This is a genomic window from Microcystis ichthyoblabe FBCC-A1114 (genome assembly GCF_050500245.1).
GTDB classification, from domain to species: domain Bacteria; phylum Cyanobacteriota; class Cyanobacteriia; order Cyanobacteriales; family Microcystaceae; genus Microcystis; species Microcystis ichthyoblabe_A.
Genome location: NZ_CP191408.1, coordinates 3,079,753 through 3,098,928 on the forward strand (window position 1 = coordinate 3,079,753; position 19,176 = coordinate 3,098,928).

The 19,176-nt window shown below is 40.1% G+C and carries 18 protein-coding genes and 1 pseudogene; 8 read left to right on the forward strand and 11 right to left on the reverse strand.

The annotated features are described in order from the left end of the window. Positions 1 to 47: 47 nt before the first annotated feature. The gene (locus ACQY1Y_RS14815; protein WP_002733856.1) at positions 48 to 1,484 is read right to left on the reverse strand and encodes a folate/biopterin family MFS transporter; all 1,437 of its coding nucleotides are present in this window, start codon (positions 1,482 to 1,484) and stop codon (positions 48 to 50) included. A 286-nt stretch (positions 1,485 to 1,770) separates the two neighbouring features. Here ACQY1Y_RS14815 and ACQY1Y_RS14820 point away from each other — a divergent pair, with 286 nt between their 5' ends. Continuing rightward, the gene (locus tag ACQY1Y_RS14820; protein WP_002773687.1) at positions 1,771 to 2,265 is read left to right on the forward strand and encodes a class I SAM-dependent methyltransferase; all 495 of its coding nucleotides are present in this window, start codon (positions 1,771 to 1,773) and stop codon (positions 2,263 to 2,265) included. A gap of 256 nt (positions 2,266 to 2,521) precedes the next feature. On the opposite strand, the gene ACQY1Y_RS14825 is transcribed toward ACQY1Y_RS14820, so the two are convergent. From ACQY1Y_RS14825 to crtE, 4 genes are all read right to left on the reverse strand, one after another. Beyond that, positions 2,522 to 3,163, reverse strand: a complete 642-nt coding sequence (locus ACQY1Y_RS14825) for a DUF3226 domain-containing protein (protein ID WP_430013042.1) — start codon at positions 3,161 to 3,163, stop codon at positions 2,522 to 2,524. A gap of 2 nt (positions 3,164 to 3,165) precedes the next feature. After that, entirely contained in the window at positions 3,166 to 4,317 is a 1,152-nt protein-coding gene (locus tag ACQY1Y_RS14830) for an AAA family ATPase (protein ID WP_430013043.1), read from the reverse strand. A 64-nt stretch (positions 4,318 to 4,381) separates the two neighbouring features. After that, the gene (locus ACQY1Y_RS14835; protein ID WP_002733310.1) at positions 4,382 to 4,834 is read right to left on the reverse strand and encodes a divergent PAP2 family protein; all 453 of its coding nucleotides are present in this window, start codon (positions 4,832 to 4,834) and stop codon (positions 4,382 to 4,384) included. 17 nt (positions 4,835 to 4,851) lie between these two features. Then, positions 4,852 to 5,781 (reverse strand): geranylgeranyl diphosphate synthase CrtE, encoded by a 930-nt coding sequence (crtE, locus tag ACQY1Y_RS14840; RefSeq protein ID WP_002734754.1) that lies wholly within the window; start codon positions 5,779 to 5,781, stop codon positions 4,852 to 4,854. Positions 5,782 to 6,182: 401 nt separating this feature from the next. On the opposite strand from crtE, the gene ACQY1Y_RS14845 reads away from it, so the two are divergent. The 3 genes from ACQY1Y_RS14845 (at position 6,183) to ACQY1Y_RS14855 (ending at position 8,610) form a co-directional block, all read left to right on the forward strand. After that, positions 6,183 to 7,580 carry a serine/threonine protein kinase gene (locus ACQY1Y_RS14845; protein WP_430013044.1) on the forward strand — a complete coding sequence of 466 codons (1,398 nt, stop codon included), beginning with the start codon at positions 6,183 to 6,185 and terminating at the stop codon, positions 7,578 to 7,580. 225 nt (positions 7,581 to 7,805) lie between these two features. Further along, entirely contained in the window at positions 7,806 to 8,381 is a 576-nt protein-coding gene (gene def, locus ACQY1Y_RS14850; protein ID WP_002753471.1) for a peptide deformylase, read from the forward strand. A gap of 31 nt (positions 8,382 to 8,412) precedes the next feature. Next, positions 8,413 to 8,610, forward strand: coding sequence for a hypothetical protein (locus tag ACQY1Y_RS14855; RefSeq protein ID WP_002753472.1), 198 nt, complete (start codon positions 8,413 to 8,415; stop codon positions 8,608 to 8,610). A gap of 81 nt (positions 8,611 to 8,691) precedes the next feature. On the opposite strand, the gene ACQY1Y_RS14860 is transcribed toward ACQY1Y_RS14855, so the two are convergent. Then, positions 8,692 to 9,048, reverse strand: a complete 357-nt coding sequence (locus ACQY1Y_RS14860; RefSeq protein ID WP_430013045.1) for a transposase — start codon at positions 9,046 to 9,048, stop codon at positions 8,692 to 8,694. 269 nt (positions 9,049 to 9,317) lie between these two features. Between ACQY1Y_RS14860 and ACQY1Y_RS14865 the strand changes: the two genes are divergently transcribed. Further along, positions 9,318 to 9,677 carry a hypothetical protein gene (locus ACQY1Y_RS14865; protein ID WP_430013046.1) on the forward strand — a complete coding sequence of 120 codons (360 nt, stop codon included), beginning with the start codon at positions 9,318 to 9,320 and terminating at the stop codon, positions 9,675 to 9,677. Positions 9,678 to 9,765: 88 nt separating this feature from the next. Then, complete coding sequence (locus tag ACQY1Y_RS14870; RefSeq protein WP_430013047.1) at positions 9,766 to 10,023, forward strand: hypothetical protein; 258 nt, start codon at positions 9,766 to 9,768, stop codon at positions 10,021 to 10,023. A gap of 221 nt (positions 10,024 to 10,244) precedes the next feature. Here ACQY1Y_RS14870 and ACQY1Y_RS14875 read toward each other — a convergent pair whose 3' ends face one another. The 4 genes and pseudogenes from ACQY1Y_RS14875 to ACQY1Y_RS14890 form a co-directional block, all read right to left on the reverse strand. Next, positions 10,245 to 10,799 carry a YbhB/YbcL family Raf kinase inhibitor-like protein gene (locus ACQY1Y_RS14875; RefSeq protein ID WP_430013048.1) on the reverse strand — a complete coding sequence of 185 codons (555 nt, stop codon included), beginning with the start codon at positions 10,797 to 10,799 and terminating at the stop codon, positions 10,245 to 10,247. Positions 10,800 to 10,950: 151 nt separating this feature from the next. Then, entirely contained in the window at positions 10,951 to 13,926 is a 2,976-nt protein-coding gene (locus ACQY1Y_RS14880; protein ID WP_430013049.1) for a GUN4 domain-containing protein, read from the reverse strand. A 195-nt stretch (positions 13,927 to 14,121) separates the two neighbouring features. After that, the gene (locus tag ACQY1Y_RS14885; RefSeq protein WP_430014682.1) at positions 14,122 to 15,057 is read right to left on the reverse strand and encodes an acetyl-CoA hydrolase/transferase family protein; all 936 of its coding nucleotides are present in this window, start codon (positions 15,055 to 15,057) and stop codon (positions 14,122 to 14,124) included. Further along, positions 15,036 to 16,078 (reverse strand): annotated as a pseudogene (locus ACQY1Y_RS14890) (IS630 family transposase). Before ACQY1Y_RS14890 ends, ACQY1Y_RS14885 begins: the two are co-directional and overlap by 22 nt. A gap of 65 nt (positions 16,079 to 16,143) precedes the next feature. Between ACQY1Y_RS14890 and ACQY1Y_RS14895 the strand changes: the two are divergent. Continuing rightward, a protein-coding gene (locus ACQY1Y_RS14895; protein WP_430013050.1) for an ISKra4 family transposase occupies positions 16,144 to 17,195 on the forward strand; the annotation gives its coding sequence in 2 pieces (ribosomal slippage) (positions 16,144 to 16,312 and positions 16,312 to 17,195; 1,053 coding nt in all). Beyond that, positions 17,167 to 18,255 carry a restriction endonuclease subunit S gene (locus tag ACQY1Y_RS14900; protein WP_430013051.1) on the forward strand — a complete coding sequence of 363 codons (1,089 nt, stop codon included), beginning with the start codon at positions 17,167 to 17,169 and terminating at the stop codon, positions 18,253 to 18,255. Before ACQY1Y_RS14895 ends, ACQY1Y_RS14900 begins: the two co-directional genes overlap by 29 nt. Here the strand turns inward: ACQY1Y_RS14900 and ACQY1Y_RS14905 are convergent. After that, complete coding sequence (locus ACQY1Y_RS14905; RefSeq protein ID WP_430013052.1) at positions 18,164 to 19,150, reverse strand: IS30-like element ISMae39 family transposase; 987 nt, start codon at positions 19,148 to 19,150, stop codon at positions 18,164 to 18,166. The genes ACQY1Y_RS14900 and ACQY1Y_RS14905 overlap by 92 nt on opposite strands. Between the last annotated feature and the right edge of the window lie 26 nt (positions 19,151 to 19,176).

Here is a 19,176-nt window from a genome sequence, read left to right on the forward strand (position 1 = left end):
AAGATGGCAGAAAAGGGGTTTCTTTGAGAAACCCCTTTTCTGGACTGTCAATCTCTTGTCTCGATTAATTCGGGGACAAGTTCGGGAATAAAACCGGGTTCAGCTAAAGAACCAGTAACATGATGTTCAAAGACTTCTGCAGGGGGAAAAGTTTTCTTGACTTCCTGAGATTGCGGATCCGTAGAAGGTAGCCATTTAATTAGGGGTAAAGGTAGGAGAGTAGAGAGATTAGTAACCACTACCAATAACCAAAGGTTATCAAAATTAGTTTCGGTAACTCCCAACCAATGGGTTAATAAAGCTCCGATTTCTTGGGAAACTAATCCCGACATATTCCAGATAGACATTAATAAAGCGAATAGAGATGCTTCAATGCCCACGGGACAAAGACGGGCCGATAAAATTAAGACGGGTAAAAAGGCAATTTGTCCCATGACGGTGAGGATGAGACTATCCCCCAAACTAAACCAATGATCGTCAATACCGAGCGCTCGATTAGTATGGGTAACTAAGATTAGGGTAGTCATCCCTAAAAGTGCAGAAATCACCGTACTCCAACCCAAAATTAAACGAAAGGAAATCGCTTTTAAAAACCGTTGATATACCCAGATGCCCAGGATCGAGGCTAAACTGGTGACTAAGCGCACTCGTCCTAAAAATTCTGGTTCAAATCCTAACTCGTTGGTGGTGAAGTAGAAAAAGGCAGAATCGGCGCTAGGAGTAGCCTGCCAGAGAAAAATAAAGGCAGTAGGTAATAAAATTGATTTTTGTCTAATTGCTGACCATAATTGCCCGATTTGCTCCTTGACTTTGGGCGTTGATTGTGCATCATTGTTATTCTTGATTTTTTCCTCTGTAATTAAAAACGCCATGGCTGAGGCAATCAGGGGAAAAATAGCGGTGAGAGCGAAGACAGGACGAGTGCCGAGGTGTGCCAGTAACCAACCACCGAGATAAGCCGTAATTAAGCCGCCTAACGCCGATATTCCCCAAGTTAAGGACTGTAGAGAACCGGATTGAGTGAAGGACTCTCTGCGGGCCCTTTCTACTACCAAAGAATCGACGATGACATCACTAATGGTGACAGAAAGGGAACCAAGCAGGATCGCGGCCATCGCTTGCCAAGCATTCTCCACCACAGTGGCTAGGGCCAACCAAGCTAAAACCCCGATAATTCCCGATAAAATTAGGTAGGGCCGACGACGATAGCCGAAAATAGGCAAACCATCCGAAAGAAAGCCAAAAGCTGGTTTAATCACCCAAGGAATCGCCGCCACTCCGATTAATGCCCCCATCTGGGAGGGACTCAAGGCCAAATCATCCTTTAAAAAAAAGCTAACCGCTAATCGGGAGAGTCCGAGAATGCCCTGGACGAAATAAACCCCTAAAATGCCAATTAATTCGGGATTAGGGTCATTTCCGAACAAGATACTCTCTTTAAGGAATTTTTTCCCGCGATCGATGCCAAGGCGATTAATAAGCATGAAGTTTCATAAATATTTGTTACTGTCTCTATAATAATGATTGATCGCTCGATCGGTGCGTTAGCTGTTAGGGTTTGGCTGTTGAGCTTTAGGTTCTGGCGGTTGGGTATTGGGTTTTAGGGTTTTAGTTGAATTTCCCCATAGAAGGCTTATTGTCGTGTTATTGGGAAAGTTTTTTGCGATCGCTCTATTAATATACGGAAAGATTTTTTTTAATGTGTATTTGATGTGATACAGGGAAACTTTCCGTATAATCCTCAGTTAGGTTTACCAACAAAGGCGAGAGATGAAAAAAGTTCTAAACGTAGGTGGCAACAGCAAGGCGATTCCGCTTCCGCCCCAATATTCAGAATTTGAACACTTGCTGCTCGATATTGACCCGAAAGGTTCACCAGATATTGTGTGCGATGCGCGTAATCTTACCACCCTTGAAAGTGGTCAGTTTGACGCTGTTTACTGCTCACATAACCTTGAACACTACTACCGACACGATGTACAGAGAGTCCTAGCTGGGTTCCTACACGTACTTAAGGACGGCGGTTTTGCACATATTCGGGTCCCGGACATCCAGGAACTGATGCGGATCACAATTGACAGGGGTTTAGATATTGATGATGTCCTGTATCAATCACCGGCAGGGCCAATTATGGTTCTAGATGTCCTTTACGGTTATAGCGTTGAAATCGAGCGCAGTAAAAAAGACTTTTTTGCCCATAAGACCGGTTTTACACATAAATCGTTAATGTGTATTTGGTGTGATATACAGAAAGTTTCCGTATAATATGGTCAGGCGTGCAACTAAAAAAGGAGTTTCAAACTAACGTGGGAATAGTTGAGACAGTTATAGCGGGCATTATCGTTGCAGCAATTTTGGGTATTACTAAGTTTGTCGTCAAGTCAAATGGTATTTCTCAATTGCCATCTCAAATAGTCTCTAATTCCTTATTAGTAGATAATCAAGATGAACTATATAGAAAATTAATAAAGCACAGAGAAATATTATGAGGCTGTCATTCCCATCTGGAGCCATAGTTCTCTCAAATCTCGTATAACTCCTGTAACCATCTCAAAAAATTTGCTGATTGGGGATGGGATTGATTAAGTATTTTTTGTTTTACTGCATCGTGAAGTTGTTTCCCCGGCGGATCTTGCCAAGCTAAATAGGTATGAATATTAGCCTTATCTAGATGATAATCTCTATAGGTTGCCCCTTGTTGTTTTGCCTCTATCACCTTGTTTTGTGTATATTGCCAAAGATTATTATCGGGAACTAAATAGGCTAAAAAAGTCTCTAACATTCCTCTAGATTGATTATCGGGCATCATCCACACACCGAATTTTATCCCCGATTCTAGAGTTATAATTAATCCCGCTGCTGGTAAATTTTGAGGTAAGTTAGGTATATTTGGTAAACAGGCATTATATAAACTTTTCCAACGATTATTAGGTTCTTCGTCTGCATCTATGACAATTCCTAAATGAGTTAGTCCGTTAGGAGTTTTTAGTTGTGCAGAGATGTATTTAGGTTTTAGTAAATTTTCAACACCATCACAATTTATGATATTCAGTGGCTCTTCCCCTCTATTCCAAGTAACTCCATTTGCTTCCATTAATTGGGGAATAACTCTCAATTCCTCTGCACCTTCCACTAATAACTTTTTTGTCTCTATTTTAGGCATTGTTACCGCACCTCAAGATTACTTGTAGCGGCAATAACAATTTCTTCTGGATCAAAGATTACAGATTGGCTTTTTTCCTTATCTATCCTTTGAATAGTAATCTCGTTATCGGTAATTTTTTCTTCGGTAATTAATTCGGCTAAACTTTGCCAACAATCCCGGCTGTGAGTGGTGGCGAATACCTGAATATTGAGTTTTTTAGCGGTTTCCCAGACGACTTTCCACATATCAGTCATGACAGTAAAATGCAAACCGCTATCAATTTCATCAACTAATAAAATTCCATTTTCAAGATTAACCATCGCTAAAACTAATCCTAACATTCGCCAAAATCCATCGCCTAAACTGCCAATAGGTATAGGTTGATCATGATTTTTAATTTTGATTAAAAACCCACCTCTAACACCTAGGTTATTTGCAGTTGAATACTTGCCAGAACCAATACTGGCTATTCTTTCAATTTTTGGCTCAATAATTTTCAAAGATTCAATAATTAAATCTTCTAAAGGAGAGAGAACAATGTTGTCAAAAAGTGCCGCCATATCAAAACTTGTTAGAGAAAATGGTGTTAAGAACTTCAATTCAATTTTATTATCAATACCTATTTTATGGGAAATTCTGCTTAAACTAGCCATTCTTCTTCTTATGGAATCTCTGGCAAGAGTACCGTTGGCAAGAAGTTCCAGTTGAATCAGTTTTTGTGATTGACTCCATCCAATACTTAAAAGAAGTTGATTCCATTCCTCATCGTCGAAAATATTATCATTATTTAAATCATCATTTTTGTCTGAAAATAGAGATAGTTGTATAGGAATACTTTTAACAGAAATAGTAACACTTTCCTGATGTGATTCCCTAGATCCAATGATAATAATTTCCTTACTTGGGATGATTTCATGCCCAGGAAATAAATGACAAATTTCAAAAACTTTAGTGCGACTAGGTAGATTACTTTCTGACCAACCAAACTCACCTCTATAGCTAATAGTTTCAAGAAATATATCTATATTCTGAGCATACAAAAACTGAATCGCTTCTAAAATAGAAGTTTTACCGCTATTATTTTTACCCACTAAGAGATTAATTCGACCAAGATTGGCCATCTCAAAACTTTGAAAACCGCGAAAGCCTTCAATTTTTAGGGATTGTAACATGAGTGATTACCCCGGATTTTCCGTTATTAAATCTAGTTTATCTCAACCTCAGAAAACACCTCAATTAATGACAGAGCAGCACCATGGCGATACCGATACCTAAACTTAAACCAACCAGCACCTGAAAAGGAGTATGACCAATTAATTCCTTTAAACGTTCCTCGTTAAATTCCTTGCCCTCCTGGAACATTTCATCGATAATTTGATTGAGAATCCGGGCCTGTTTTCCTGCTGCCTGACGCACTCCGGCCGCATCATACATAACAATAACCGCAAAAAGCGCAGCGATTGCAAATTCGGGACTAGACCAACCCATCTGTAATCCTACCCCAGTAGCCAAGGCCCCCACCAGTGCCGAGTGAGCGCTAGGCATTCCCCCCGACGAGACTAGATAGCGCAGACTCACCTTACCATCGCGGATTAACTCAATCAGCGCTTTTAGTCCCTGGGCAGTGAAACAAGCTAAAAGAGAGACTAGCAGTATTTGATTGTGTAACACCTGCTCGAAGTCCTGCATAATCTCATTCGTTTAATTTAATTTTTACGATTAACAATATACTCGGCGATGGCCCGTAAAGGTTCAGCAGCCTCATCGTAGCTACTCAATTCACCAATGGCACTATCTATTAAATGTTGAGCTTGCTGGCGGGACCCTTCTATCCCCCAGAGACTAGGATAGGTGGCTTTTTGTGCCTGTAGATCCTTACCGGCGGTTTTACCCAATTCCTCCTTTGTCGCCGTGATATCGAGAACATCATCGATAATTTGGAAAGCCAAGCCAATATTTTGGGCATAACGGGCTAATTTAGCTATATCTTCCCCTTTTGCCCCCGCTAAAACTGCCCCCGACACCACAGAAGTCTCCAACAGAGCCCCCGTTTTCTGAGTATGGATAAAACCGAGAGTTTCCGCCGAAATATCTGGTTTTCCTTCGGATTCCAAGTCTAAAACCTGACCTCCCACCAAACCCGCTGCCCCGACAGTGCGACCTAAACGGGCAATTACCTCTAAAATCTGTAGGGGAGGTACATTAAGAGTCTGGGTAGCCACATACTCGAAAGCGTAGGCCAGGAGACCATCCCCGGCTAAAATAGCGATATCTTCGCCAAAAACCTTATGATTGGTTAATTTCCCGCGTCGGTAATCATCGTTATCCATGGCGGGTAAATCGTCATGAATTAATGACATAGTGTGAATCATTTCTAGGGCGCAAGCGGTGGGTAAAGCCATCTCTAGGGAACCCCCCATCAATTCACAGGTAGCCAGACATAAAATCGGCCGCAGACGTTTGCCACCAGCGAGGAGAGAATAGCGCATCGCCTCGTAGATTTTGGCAGGATTGCCGATAACCAAAGAGCTATCTAAAGCTGACTCGACAATCAACCGCTTTTCCTCCAGATAGGAAGCCAGAGAAAAGCTCTCGTTTTTCCTCACTTCTACTCCTCGTTCGCCCCTAGTAACCATGTCTTTTTGTCTTGAACCGACTGCTTTTAAAACTATATCAGGAAACTCCACCTCGATGGGAATTAAACTGATTGCTCCCTTGTCCCCTAAGCTGTTGACTGTCTAAATTACGCCTTCAGACTACATGGCAGCGCCGCAGTTGCTATTCTGAACATTTGTACTAAAATTCCCTAGACCGAGAGAGGTCAATTTTTTTTGATGCCTATTTTCTCTTTTACCTGAAAAAATACCTCCCCCAGTCCAGAGATTAGCGAAAAACGGGTGATACAATTGAATTTCGCCGCAGTTATCCTGGGAGATGCTGAAGTTTTGATGATTCGGTCAAACTTCCGTTTTCTTAGCTTGCAGTTGAGAAATTTCTCGATTAACCTATAATTAGGATTATCCTAGAAATACATTGTATGCTGCCAGGGCAAATTTTAGGCGATCGATACCAAATTCAAAATCAGTTAGGTAAACAAACTGGAAGACGCACTTTTCTCGCCCAAGATCTAAAAACGGGCGCTACTGTTGTCGTCAAATTATTAATCTTCAGTCCCGATTTTGAATGGACAGATTTAAAACTTTTTGAACGGGAGGCCGAAACTCTTAAACATCTAGATTGTCGCTCGATTCCCGAATATATCGACTATTTTGAAGTTCGTACCGATACCTATCAAGGTTTTGCCCTTGTTCAGAGTTATATCGAGGCTAAATCTCTCAAGGAACAGATAGAAAATGGCCGCAAATTTAGTGAATCAGACCTGCAAGAATTAGCTAAATCTATCCTAGGTATTTTAATTTATCTCCATGGACTTAACCCGCCAATTATCCACCGGGATTTGAAACCTAGTAATATCTTATTAAAAGATCGATCGGGTCATAGTATCGGCAATGTTTATTTAATTGATTTTGGTTCTGTCCAGACTGTTGCTCAACAGGAACAGGCCACTTTAACTATCGTCGGAACCTACGGTTATATGCCCCCAGAACAATTCGGTGGTCGCACCGTTGCCGCTTCTGATTTATACAGTTTAGGAGCCACTTTAATCTATCTAGCTACAGGCATTCATCCCGCCGATTTACCCCAAAAAGATGGCAAAATTCAATTAAATAATTTAGCCAATTTAAGCCCTGCTTTTGTTCATTGGTTAGGGCAGTTAATCGAACCTAGTCTCGAAAAAAGGTTTGTTTCAGCCCAGGCAGCCAATCAAGCTTTAAATACTCTCCACGAAATGCAATTAACTTCCTCGAACCTTGAAAAACCCGCCGGGAGTCGGGTACAGTTGCAAAAAAGCGGGGAGAAAATTAAAATATCTTTACCTCCCGAAGGTTTTACCCCTAAATTAATTTATCTTGGAACCTTTGCTATCGCTTGGAACGCTTTTTTATTAGTATGGACAGGAGGAGCAGTTTCCATTCCTCTGTGGATAAGTTGGTTTTTTCTGCTCTTTTCCTTGCCTTTTTGGTATGTGGGTTTAGGAATGCTTTACCAGATTATTTATTGTCTCAAAGGGGAGGAAATTATCACTATTAATAGTCAAGAAATTGTTGCCATTCAGCGAATTTGGGGTTTGACACTTCCGGGCAAAAAGAAAATGGCACGGGAACATATTAATAAACTGGTGAAAGCTGATGGTTATCATAGCAAAGATGGTGATGGCGATCAAGTTTATGTACCGATGGCTTTAACTATTTGGGTGGGGACTAAAGAATATACTATTAGCAGTAAGACAAAAGCCTATCTGAGTCAACCCGAAATTGAATGGTTAGCAGCGGAATTAAGCCAATGGTTAGGAATACCAATTACTAATAAGTAGCCAGTTACAATCAGCTTTTTTCTCCCTTCTCCCTTTTCCCCTCTCCTCCACTGATTACTGCTTACTGAAAAAGTTTCCCACTTCCCACCTCCTGATATAGACGAACTGTCTGTGATCAGTGTAAAATTTTATGAAGGGTCTGGGTTTTTTTCTCCCTTTTCCTGAGAAATGCCCCAGAGCCAGTGACTAAAATCAAAATTGTGCATCCCATCGATAATTAAGTTTATGAGCGCCACTATTACCGTAGAAAAACGCAAATTAGAAAAATCCCCTTTAGAACTGCATTATCTCGGCGATCGAGTCTTGCGTCAACCGGCCAAGCGGATTGCTAAAGTCGATGACAGCATTCGTCAATTAGCCAGAGAAATGCTGCAAACTATGTATAGTGCCAATGGTATCGGGTTAGCAGCCCCGCAAGTGGCAGTCAATAAACAATTGATTGTCATCGATTGTGAACCCGATAAACCCGAAAATACGCCCTTAATTCTGATTAATCCCCAAATTATCGGTTATAGTCGGGAATTGTGCAAAGCGGAAGAGGGTTGTTTGAGTATTCCCGATGTGTTTTTAGATGTCATCCGTCCCCAAGCGATCGAAGTGAGTTATAAAGATGAACAGGGGAAACCGCGAAAACTGCAAGCTAACGGTTTACTAGCGCGGGTAATTCAACACGAAATGGATCATCTTAATGGTGTCATGTTCGTGGATAGAGTAGATAACGATTTGGCACTCAATGAAGAATTAAAAAAACACGGTTTTTCCGTGCAAGCGGTGAAACCCGTCGAGAAAGTGACAAAATAAAGGCATTAGTTAATTTAGGTGAGGAGTGAAGATGACCCCGAAAAGCGGCGTTTTATTGTTATTATCCTGTGTTACAGCGATCGCTGGTGTGGGTTGTGTCTTTGAAATTAGTTCGGGAGAACCGGATTTAGGCAATACCACCACTGGCTTAATTCTAGCGGCAAGTGTACCATTAACAGCCCTATTTTTTTGGGCGGCGGTTAAAGACACGAGAGCCAATTACAAATAGAATAAATTCCCCTCGTTTATCTAAAAATTGGCATAATTTTCACGAGCAGAAGAGAGAATTTATTTCTCTCTTTTGTCTGTTTTAATTACAGGATAAATTGCCAGAAAAAGTTAAGTATCTCAGCAAAGTTAATAGGTACTTAGAATTGTGCTTACCCATAGCCGAGAGTTGGATATGTTCCGCTTCAAGCAACAAGTCTTCAGTCTCATAGTCGTTGTCAGCTTTATCTGCATAAACAACGCTACCGACTGGTAAATCGAAGGAAAATACTCTCAAACCTCTAACATCAGCAAATAAACCGGTCGAGAGAAAAAATTCCACAGGCTCTCCTGTTTCTGTAACCATCAGATGAATTTTAATGCCATAGAAATATCGCTTCTTACTGGCTTGATAACCTCGATAAGCCTCGTCACCACCATAGATTTTTGACCTTGGCACGCCAATTGATAATTTTTACTAATATATTGCTGACAACCCTTTGCTGGTAAGGACTCTAGCTACAATGATTGATTTTTATCAAGGTGAAGAATTGTAATTTATTTTCTCAGAAAAAATCAATTACTGAAAATAGTTGTCAATAGTAGTTCCTACAATGACAGTTTTTTGTCAAAACATCTTGGGGAATGTAAAAATATATAAAAATATATGAAGATGTGCGGAATATCGGCTAGAATCATCAGTGCAACTTAGTTTTTTTGCTAGGGATTATGGGTGATTTCAAGCATCAAGTTGACCAAGGGATAAAACAGGTAAATCAGTTGGCTGATCAAGCAATTGACAGTATTAAGGACAATGTGCAGCAGATCAGCGAACATCCTACCAAACTGGTGGATATGGGCGCAGGCATGGCAGGTGGCATGGCTGGTGCCACAGCCGGAGAGGTAATTGGAGGTACTGTTGGGGCAGTATTAGGCCCAGTAGGCGTGATCGCTGGTGCCCAGGTAGGCGGACTGGTTGGGGATGTATTGGCAGGATATGAAGCCAGTCATCTTTCCCATCAGATGCTGCATCCAGGAGAGCAAAAGCCAGAGAAACCAAATGAGTTATACCAATTCTCCAAAGTCTGACTACAGAAGTTTAATCCCCCTAAATCCCCCTTAAAAAGGGGAACTTAAAGGGGGATTTAAATTCGATGTGTAGTTTTCATTTAGAGAAATGGTATTACATGAAATTGAAGCAGCCTTTGAGAGCAAAAGCTTAGAGCAGGCGGGGAAAACCCTAGGCGAAGTGGCGGGGGATTTCGTTGATAATGGGTTATTAGGTGGGATTACTGGTAATATGGGCAAAGCGATCGGCGGTCAGGTGGGCAAGTTTGCCGGAAAATTCGCCCCCAAGGATTTTCTCCATCACCATCAAGAGGCAGCTCCTACCGAGGCTAAACCCACCGAATCTGCTGATAGGAAAACAGATTAACCAACTAACAGAACAATTGAACTACTTGACAACAGGGATATTTTGAGGTAAGCCGAGGCTCAGATGTTCAACTAAGCGATCGAGTTGCCCCGACCACTCGTCTTCAGAACCGTGCTTGAGGCTTTCGCCGAGAGCTTCACAGATTATCCTGAATCCGAGTTAGCCGCCTGCTTGTATTTTGGCAAAAAGGGACAAACCCACCAGCTGCGGTCAAGATGTTATTAACGTGCATTTGTTGGTGCTATTAAACGAGCCTCTCCGATTTTATGTTGCAAAATAAAAAAACCAGCGTATGCAGGGGAAGCATTGGGGGGAATATCTAGTTTAGATGTATTTAATGCGTAAACAGTAATTTGATAGTTATGGGGTTTTGAGCCTTCCGGTGGGCAAGCACCACCAAAGCCGTTGTAGCCGAAGTCATTCCGCAATTGAATCGCCCCTTGAGGAAGCTTTTTACTGTCTTTCACGCCAGCATTTTCTGGTAAACTACGCACATCTGCCGGGATGTTGACGACCACCCAATGCCACCAACCGCTTCCTGTTGGTGCATCAGGATCATACATAGTGACAGCAAAACTCTTAGTTCCTTTGGGAACATCGCTCCATTTCAAAGCGGGAGATTCATTTTTACCAGTACATCCCCATCCATTATAGATTTGTGCATTTTGTAATGATTTACCGTTTTCAATTGTTGGGCTAATTAATGTCATAGCTTGAGCACCCAAGCTAAAACCGCCCAATGCAATCAAGCCGGCAACAATCTCTGCTTTAAACATAAAATTACTCCTTCGCTCTGGATTAAGATAGGGGACAATCTCACTGGGGAAACGGTAGGGCTAGTGAGATTTAATAGGCTCTTAGCACAATTATTTGTAGGATGGGTTAGCGGTAGCGTAACCCATGCGGGCTACAAGATTAGCGATCGCACTAAAGTTTATTGAACAGACGGATCAAACATATCCCAGCCATCTCCCCACCCGCAGTGTTTGACAGCATAATACGCTCATTCATTATTGTAATATCGTGGAGCGAAGCCCAAAGGCAGGGAAGGTTTCCTAGAGGACTATTTTGATAGTTAAAGGTTAACTGATGATAGTACAAAGAGTTCCAGCCAACATACTCACAGAAATTATCAAACCAAATCTCATCAGAATAGTGATATTCCCCTCCACTAAGATCAAGATAAATCTTTTTCTGAATGCTAAACCCAAATTTACCTTTACTATATTTTATCCAGAGAGCATCCATTTCCTTAAGAATATCTTTAGGAAAATTTGCTGCTAAAGTATAAAAATTATGTTCATTATTTAAAACTATTAACTGATACCAGATAAAAGCGGTTTCCTCATCTGCTTTGCGCCAGTCTCCTTTTTTTAAATATTTGCTTAGCTGCTGACATAAATTTTCTGTTGATAATTTCTCTTGAATCTTTCTTAATTCATCTACATAAACCTCGTCCAATTCTTCTCTGTCTTGAACTACTTCCATCCGCTGGAAAACAACACCTGGAATTGGAAATCTTGGGTCTTTGCCAATATATTTCATTTCCACTACATAACCTCTGTCTAATATTTCATTTCCTTTTCCTTGATTTCCTGCATGTTGAAGTATCATTTCTAGTATCTTATAAAAGCCCTGTCTAAATCTTTGCGAATTCTCTTGATCAGCAAACAACAGCCGAAAAATTTCACGCCATTTTTCTTGGCTTCTATTTTTCTCATTTCCCCATAACTTATTTAATTCCTCATAAGCTTTCCCATATAAATCATAAACATCTGGTGCTTCAGGCAATCTAATACTAGAAATAACATGGGGTAAAATCCGCGAAACACGATAAACCCGATCTTTTTCCTTATGTTCAGAACCAACCTCAATTAATCCCCACCTTAACCCCCGTTTTAATTGCCGTTTATAGTCAGGAAGTAACTCACAAACCACTTCTAAAGCAATCATTGGGACAGGAATTTCATAAACTAAACAATGACTTAAAACCTGTTGTAATGGTTCATCAATAAGCTGATAAAGTTCCTCCCAAATAATTTTATCCTTCCAAAGCTCAGGACTTTCTTCTAGTTCGGTTAATTTAGTCTCTGCATCTTGTTTACCTAAAACTTCATTATTGAGAAATTCCAGTAACCGAGGATTACCATCTGCTAAATTTAACGCCCTTTTTCGTACATTTTCAGAGATTTTATCAGAATTAAAATTCTTTAACCGATTGAGTTTTTTAGTTAATTCAGCCTTTCTAAAAGGTTCTAACCCTTGCTTATAAAAATAATCCAATAAATCAGAATCAAAATCATAGCGACAGGTAATAATAATCCTATTTTCAGTTCCCGTTTCTTGAATTGACCTAACTAATGCTTCTAAAATGGGGGCAACTTCTGGCTTAAGAATATATCCACCTTGACGGGGTTCGAGATTCCATTCAAAGTCATCAAAAATTAATAAAAATGGTTTTTCTCCTAGTTCTGCTAATTGACTAAAAAGGTAAGCAAGTTTAACCTCTAAACAGTCATTATTTGATGCTAAAATATTACAAATTTCTCGTAATTCTGGTTTAATTAATTTAGACGATAGCTTTTTAATTAGGTTAGATTCATCAATTTGTCGCCACCAAAGAATCTTTTCATAATCAGGTAATCTATCCCACATTCGAGAAGCAATGCTACTTTTACCCCATCCCCCCATTCCGTGAATTAATACCCCTACTTTGTTATAATCTGTTTTTAGAGTTCGTAAACAGTTTTGTAATTGACGACGACGACCTACAAACTCCTCTCGACTGGCTACCCTTAAACGATTTTCATCATCCCTAAATTCTAAGGTTGTAGTCGGTTTTGGCAGTTGTTTCCGTCCCTTTGTTCTTAAGGGAGTCACTAAGGCTTGGGGTAAAGTATTGCTGATATATAATCGTAATTTATGCCAATCTCGTGCATTTTGCTTAATTAAAGATTGATAGGTAGATGCGATCGCTTTTGCCACCGTTTCCCCTTGGGATAACTCCCAATACAAGCGACTTGCCGCCTCAGTAGCATCCTTATCGCGGACATTTTGACCCCATCCTAAAACAGCAGTTGCACCCAGATTCAATAATTCTTCAGCCATCGAGGGAACTACACCATCACTAGCATAACCTGTACGGCAACCAGAGAGGAAAATTAAGGGAGGTAAAGGGTATCTTAATGCTGTAGCAATTTCTGATGTATTACTATAAACTAAACCCCCATATTCGTCTTCAGTAAGAAAGCAAGGTTTTTCATTTTGATGGGTTGCATGACCTGTTAAATGGAAGATATCAAAGTAATTTTTCTCATATTCCCCAACCACATAACTCAACTCAGTTAAACAACCACTTTCTTCTACTCTCAAATTAGCAGGAGTGCGTTTTGTTGCTTCTAAAATTTGCCCTTCTTCTGCTTCATAATCTAATTCGGGTTCAACATCTAAGGGAGAAGTTGCCATAAATAGCACATTTAAAGCACGATTTTTGGGTTGAGTTACTATTACAATTGATTGACTATTAGATACCCATCTAATAGGGATAATAGGGGGTTGTTTTTCTACTAGGAAACATTGACCATCATGTAATAATTCCCACGGTAGATGGGCCAGTCCCTTATCTGCCGCAATGGCAATAATCAACCCTTGTTGCTGAGATTCCTTGAGCGCATTGGCTAAAAGACGGTTATTCCCATCCAACCAATGATAGAGTTTTTGTCCTGTAATGGCATAATCTACGGGAATACGGGTATAATAATTCGTCTCTGCTTGGTTGCCTAAATCTTTAATTTCAGCCAGAGGGAGTCTGCGTTCTTCATATTGATTAGGATTGTCCCAAAAATAGCGTAAAGAGACATAATCCGAGCCTTGAGGCGTTAAGCTAATATGAAGGATTTTCATGTACCTAATCCTCTGGCGGTAAAGCTAACACAGTCTCAGTAATAGCATAATAGCCGATGAATGTCAAGCACAGGGTAATCGTATGAAGAACCTTACATTTTATACAAAACGACGTGCGATTACCCTGTAAAATCGAGAGCCTTCAGTCCAACATTGTAATTGCTCATTACTTAGTCCTAATCTGAATAAAAATCACTAGATCAAGTGCATTGACTTGGCAGCGGCGGTGAGTTCGTCTCGAAACGCTGGATCCGCTAGTCCGATCAAAGACTCCGCCCTTTCGGTTGAGGAGAGTCCCTTGAGATCGACAACACCGTTTTCAGTGACCACATAGTGAACATCGGTGCGGGGTGTCGTGACCGGCCCAGAAAGCCGAGGAACGATCTTACTGATCTTGCCATCCTTGATTGAAGACTGGAAGGCGATGAAGGACATACCGCCCTTCGAGGCATAGGCCCCCTGGACGAAATCCAACTGGCCACCGGTCGAGGTAAACTGATGACCGCCAACATATTCCGAATTGCAAGCTCCGGTTAAGTTCATTTCAATTGTGGAATTTACCGACACCACATTGTCATTTTGGGCAATCACAGCCGGGTCATTCACATAATTGACGGGATGACTTTCCAGCGAGATGTTGTCATTGATGAAGTTGTAGAAAGCTTCATCTCCCATGGCAAAGGTGAAGACAGATTTGCCCAGGTTGATTTTTTTCCATTTGTTGGTGACAACACCGTTCTGAATCAGGCTTGCTAAAGCAGGAACGAGTACCTCAGTATGAATGCCGAGATCCTGCCAATCCATTAGCGCCTCGCAGACTCCGCTAGGTACTCCACCTACGCCGATTTGCAGACAGGCGTGTTCAGGAATTCGTTCTGCAATTAACTGGCCAATCTTCCTCTCTTGCTCCGTGACCGGTCGAGGTTTCAGCATTGGCAACGGAACATGATGTTCTACGATGGTATCTACTTCGGAAATATGCAATAAGGAGCGTCCAAAAACCCGGGGCATATTCTGGTTGACTTCCACGATCAGCCGTTTAGCTGCCCGGGCGGCACTGCTGGTGTAATCGTTATTGGTTCCGAAGGTAAAATAGCCGTTACTATACTTTAGACGTTCATAATCTGAGATTTATTAAACTTCTGAAATCGTAGAGTCAGCAAAGAATCCAGTTCTTTTTTATGTTTCAGATGGGCATCATTCAAACATTCATAAATGGCTGAAGAAAAGTCAGAAAAGTTTTCATAATATTTACCATATAAACATTTCTTTTTGACAAATTTCCACAGCCTTTCAATTAAATTTAGATTAGGTGAATAAGACGGCAGATAGAGCAGCTCTATTGACAAAGAAAGAGCTAATTCTTCAACAATTTTACATTTTTGATAGCGGGCATTATCTAAGACTAGAGTGATGGGAATCATTAGTTCTAAAGCAGCTATTTTTTCAAGGAGTTCACAGACTTGAGTTGCCGTAATATAAGTGTCATTAGTAACCAGAATAACTTCATGAGTTATTGCATTTAATGCTCCTAAAACATTGAAGCGTTTACGCCCGCTCGTTGACTTAACAAAAAGTCTCTCAAAACACAAAACAAAACCGAGAAATGCTCCCATGACGAAGTGAGCGGCATCAAAAAAAAAACAGCCCTTTTTCCTTCTTTAGCCTCATTTAGTCTGGGTTCTAGGTTTTTTTCTTTGTAGTCTTCTTGTTCATCTGGGTCAGCTTTAGAAGGAAGAGAACCTATTTTTAAACATTTCATTCCCAAGGATTTTAAGAATTTCCTCACTTGGGTAGGACTTCGTTTTATTCCTGTCAATTCTTCTATTCTATATACAGCTTCATTTATTGTGGCTGGTGGATTTTTCTCGAAATATTTTTTGAGTGTTTCTCTTTGAGACTCTAATTCACTTTTAGGGCGATAGAAGTTGATTTCTTTTAATTTTTCTATTCCGCCCTCTTGATAATCTCGAAGATAGGTTAATAAGGTATTTGGCGAGATTCCTGCTAACTGACAAATTTTTTTGTGCGGTATCTTTTGGCTTTTTAACCAGAGAACTTCCATCTTCAGTTGAACCCGGGGATGAGGATGATGAAATCTTTCATAATACAGTGAGTTCTTTTCTTCTTCCGTGAATTCTAGGTTAATCATGTTTTTAATGAGTGCTTTGCTTCTAATTATGACTCTTGAACTATATTATTGTCTTTGAGTAAAAAATGCAAGTTATAACCGTGCAAAGTATAGATCAACATTTAAAAGCCATTGCTCAAATTCTAGTCGATAATACCCCAGAAGAACAACTACGTAGCTTTGAGGGCATTGAAACCGCCCTGCGAGACCATTGGCTGACTACATTGGGTCCTGCCATAGGCAATTTTTTTTTGAATCAGCAACAGGAACCCAAGCAGGGCGAACCAAAAGCGTAAGCAGTATCATAGGGAAAGTCAAGATAAGCGAGAAACAAGCCGATAAACTAGGATTAAGCAAGAATAATCGATTAAGTCCCATGCTGGAGAAATGTTGCTTAGGAGCAGTGGCTAAAGTCTCTTTTGAAGATGCGGAAAAAGATATCAAAATGGCGACAGGAATGGCAGTTTCAGGCAGTAGTCAACAGAGGCTTGTACAAAGATATAAATTTGAGGAAGCAGAAGCAAAGAGTCCGGTAGAAGCATTGAGTGTAGAGGTCGGAAAAGTCAGAATCAGAACGCCCAAAGGACAACCGAGTCAAGGTCGAGATTACAAAGCAGTAAGTCTGCATGGTCAAGAATGTGCGGGATTTTTTCAGCAAAATGAAGAATTACTGGAATGGGTGAACCGTCAGCCCTTAACAGAGGTAGTCACCTGTTTAGGAGATGGTCATGATGGGGTGTGGAATCTGATGGAGAAAATCGGTGTTAAAAGGAGAGAAATATTGGATTGGTATCATTTAGTAGAGAATATGAATAAAATAGGCGGGTCAAACCAGCGTCTGAATAGAATCAAAGAGAATTTATGGAAAGGAGAGGTGAAAAGAGTTTTAGAGGAATTAGAGGGATGCAAAAAGAAACAGGCTATAAATTTCACCAAATATGTCGATAAACATCGAGAAAGAATACCCAATTACGAACTCTATCAATCACAAGGGATTTGCATCGGTTCTGGAAGTGTAGAGTCAAAGATTAAGCAAATAGGTGCAAGAATGAAAATTGTGGGAGCACAATGGAAAGCAGAGAATGTTCCTCAGTATTTGAAGCTACGTTGTGCTTATCTCAACGGCGATATTGCCTGAGTATTTTTACTCATTGCAAAACTGGGATGCTCCCAAGCTACCTAATAATAAGCTAGGTCATTTCGTTGAATTTTCTGATGAAACATGGGATCAAAAAACTATTTTTAATAAAATATTTCCCTATATTGAAATTGGCGAAATAGATATTTCCTCTGGAGAAATTAAAAATATTAGCAATATTGAGATTCAAGATGCACCAAGTAGAGCAAAAATGATCGTGAGAGGTGGAGATATTCTTATTTCTACAACTCGACCGAATAGAGGTGCAATTGTAAAAATAGATGAAGTAGAGCATCTATTTATCGCATCTACTGGCTTTTCAATTATCCGAAAGATTACTAAAAACAATATAAATAATAAATTTTTATTTCATATTCTTAGACAATCACTTTCTTTAAAACAAATGGAACAGAGGAGTAGCGGTGGGAACTATCCTGCTATTACACAAGAAGAACTAAAAAATATTCTCATTCCTAATCCATTACTTGAAATTCAAGATAAAATTGTTGCAAAAATGGATGATGCTTATGCGGCTAAAAAACAAAAAGAACTGGAAGCACAGCGATTACTAGATAGTATTGATGATTATCTGTTAGGGGAGTTGGGGATTGAGTTACCCGAACCCGAAGAAAACACTATTAAAAACCGAATTTTTATCCGTAATTTAAGCGAGGTATCAGGCGATAGGTTTGATCCTTATCCATATCAAAATAAGTTTAAATATTTAGAGAATAAATTAAAATCAATGCCTATAAGAGTCAAAAAGCTGAAAGATATTGTATCATTTTTTGATTATGGTTTAATGCCGACTCAAGACTATGCTTTTTCAGACGCAGATGGTTTACCAATGATTAGAGTTACAAACATTAAAAAAGATGGCTATATTGATATGTCAGACATTAAGTATATTAAATTTGATACCCCAAGACTTTATCAAAAATTGGTTAAGGCAAATGATATTGGCCAATTCAAGTCTGAATTGCATCACTGTCTGATCTACCTTTATAGAATACCTCATTCGGGGTACGATAGTCAAGACATTTTCGAGGACGATTGTTAATCAAGTTTACGGCTCTTTCCACCTCCTCTGGCTTAACGATTTTAAAATTCGTTCCCTTAGGGAAAAATTGTCTTAACAGTCCATTGGTATGCTCGTTTAATCCCCTCTCCCACGAATGATAAGGAGTAGCAAAATAAAAATCTGCTCCTAGTTTCTGACTCAACTCTTGATGTCCACAAAATTCTTTGCCGTTGTCACAAGTAAAGGTTTTTCTTTTGTCAGGGTGAATCTCTTGAAAAAGTTTTTCTGTGACTCTATTGATTTCCGATGCGGTTTTGTTTTTGGCTAATCCTGCTACTAAAAATTTCGAGGCTTTATCTACATGAGTAACGAGAACTCCTAGATGATTGCCTCCAATCATTGTGTCACTTTCCCAATGACCGATTTCAGTTTTCTGGTCAGCAATTACTGGTCGCTCGCTGATATCTACACGCCTTGGAATCCCTCCACGCTTACTTTTTGCTCCGCCTCGACTCTTTCTTTGACAAAGCCCCCGGCGTAAATATTTCTGGTACTCTCCACATCCGTGATAGTTCTGATAGATCATTTGATAGATGGTTTCGTGACTGAGAGATTCTTGACTGGCTCTTTTCAGACGACCTGCTATTTGTTCGGGACTATGATAATCTTTCAATCCTTCTTTGACCAACTCTAAGGCTGACTCGCTGACATTTTTAAAGGGTTGTTTGGCATTTTTTCGCCTTGTCTCGCTTTGAGCTTGTGCTGTGTCAGGTAGATAGCAGCCAAGAGAACTTTGATTCCTTTTTAATTCCCGTGATATTGTGCTTTGATGACATCCGAGCCAGACGGCCATTTGCCGTTGAGATAAATTTCCCTCCTGACTAAGTTGGTAGAGCAAGTTTCTTTGTTCTATGTTAAGATGTTGGTGGCTCATTTTGGGTCTGATTTGTTTTTGTTAAT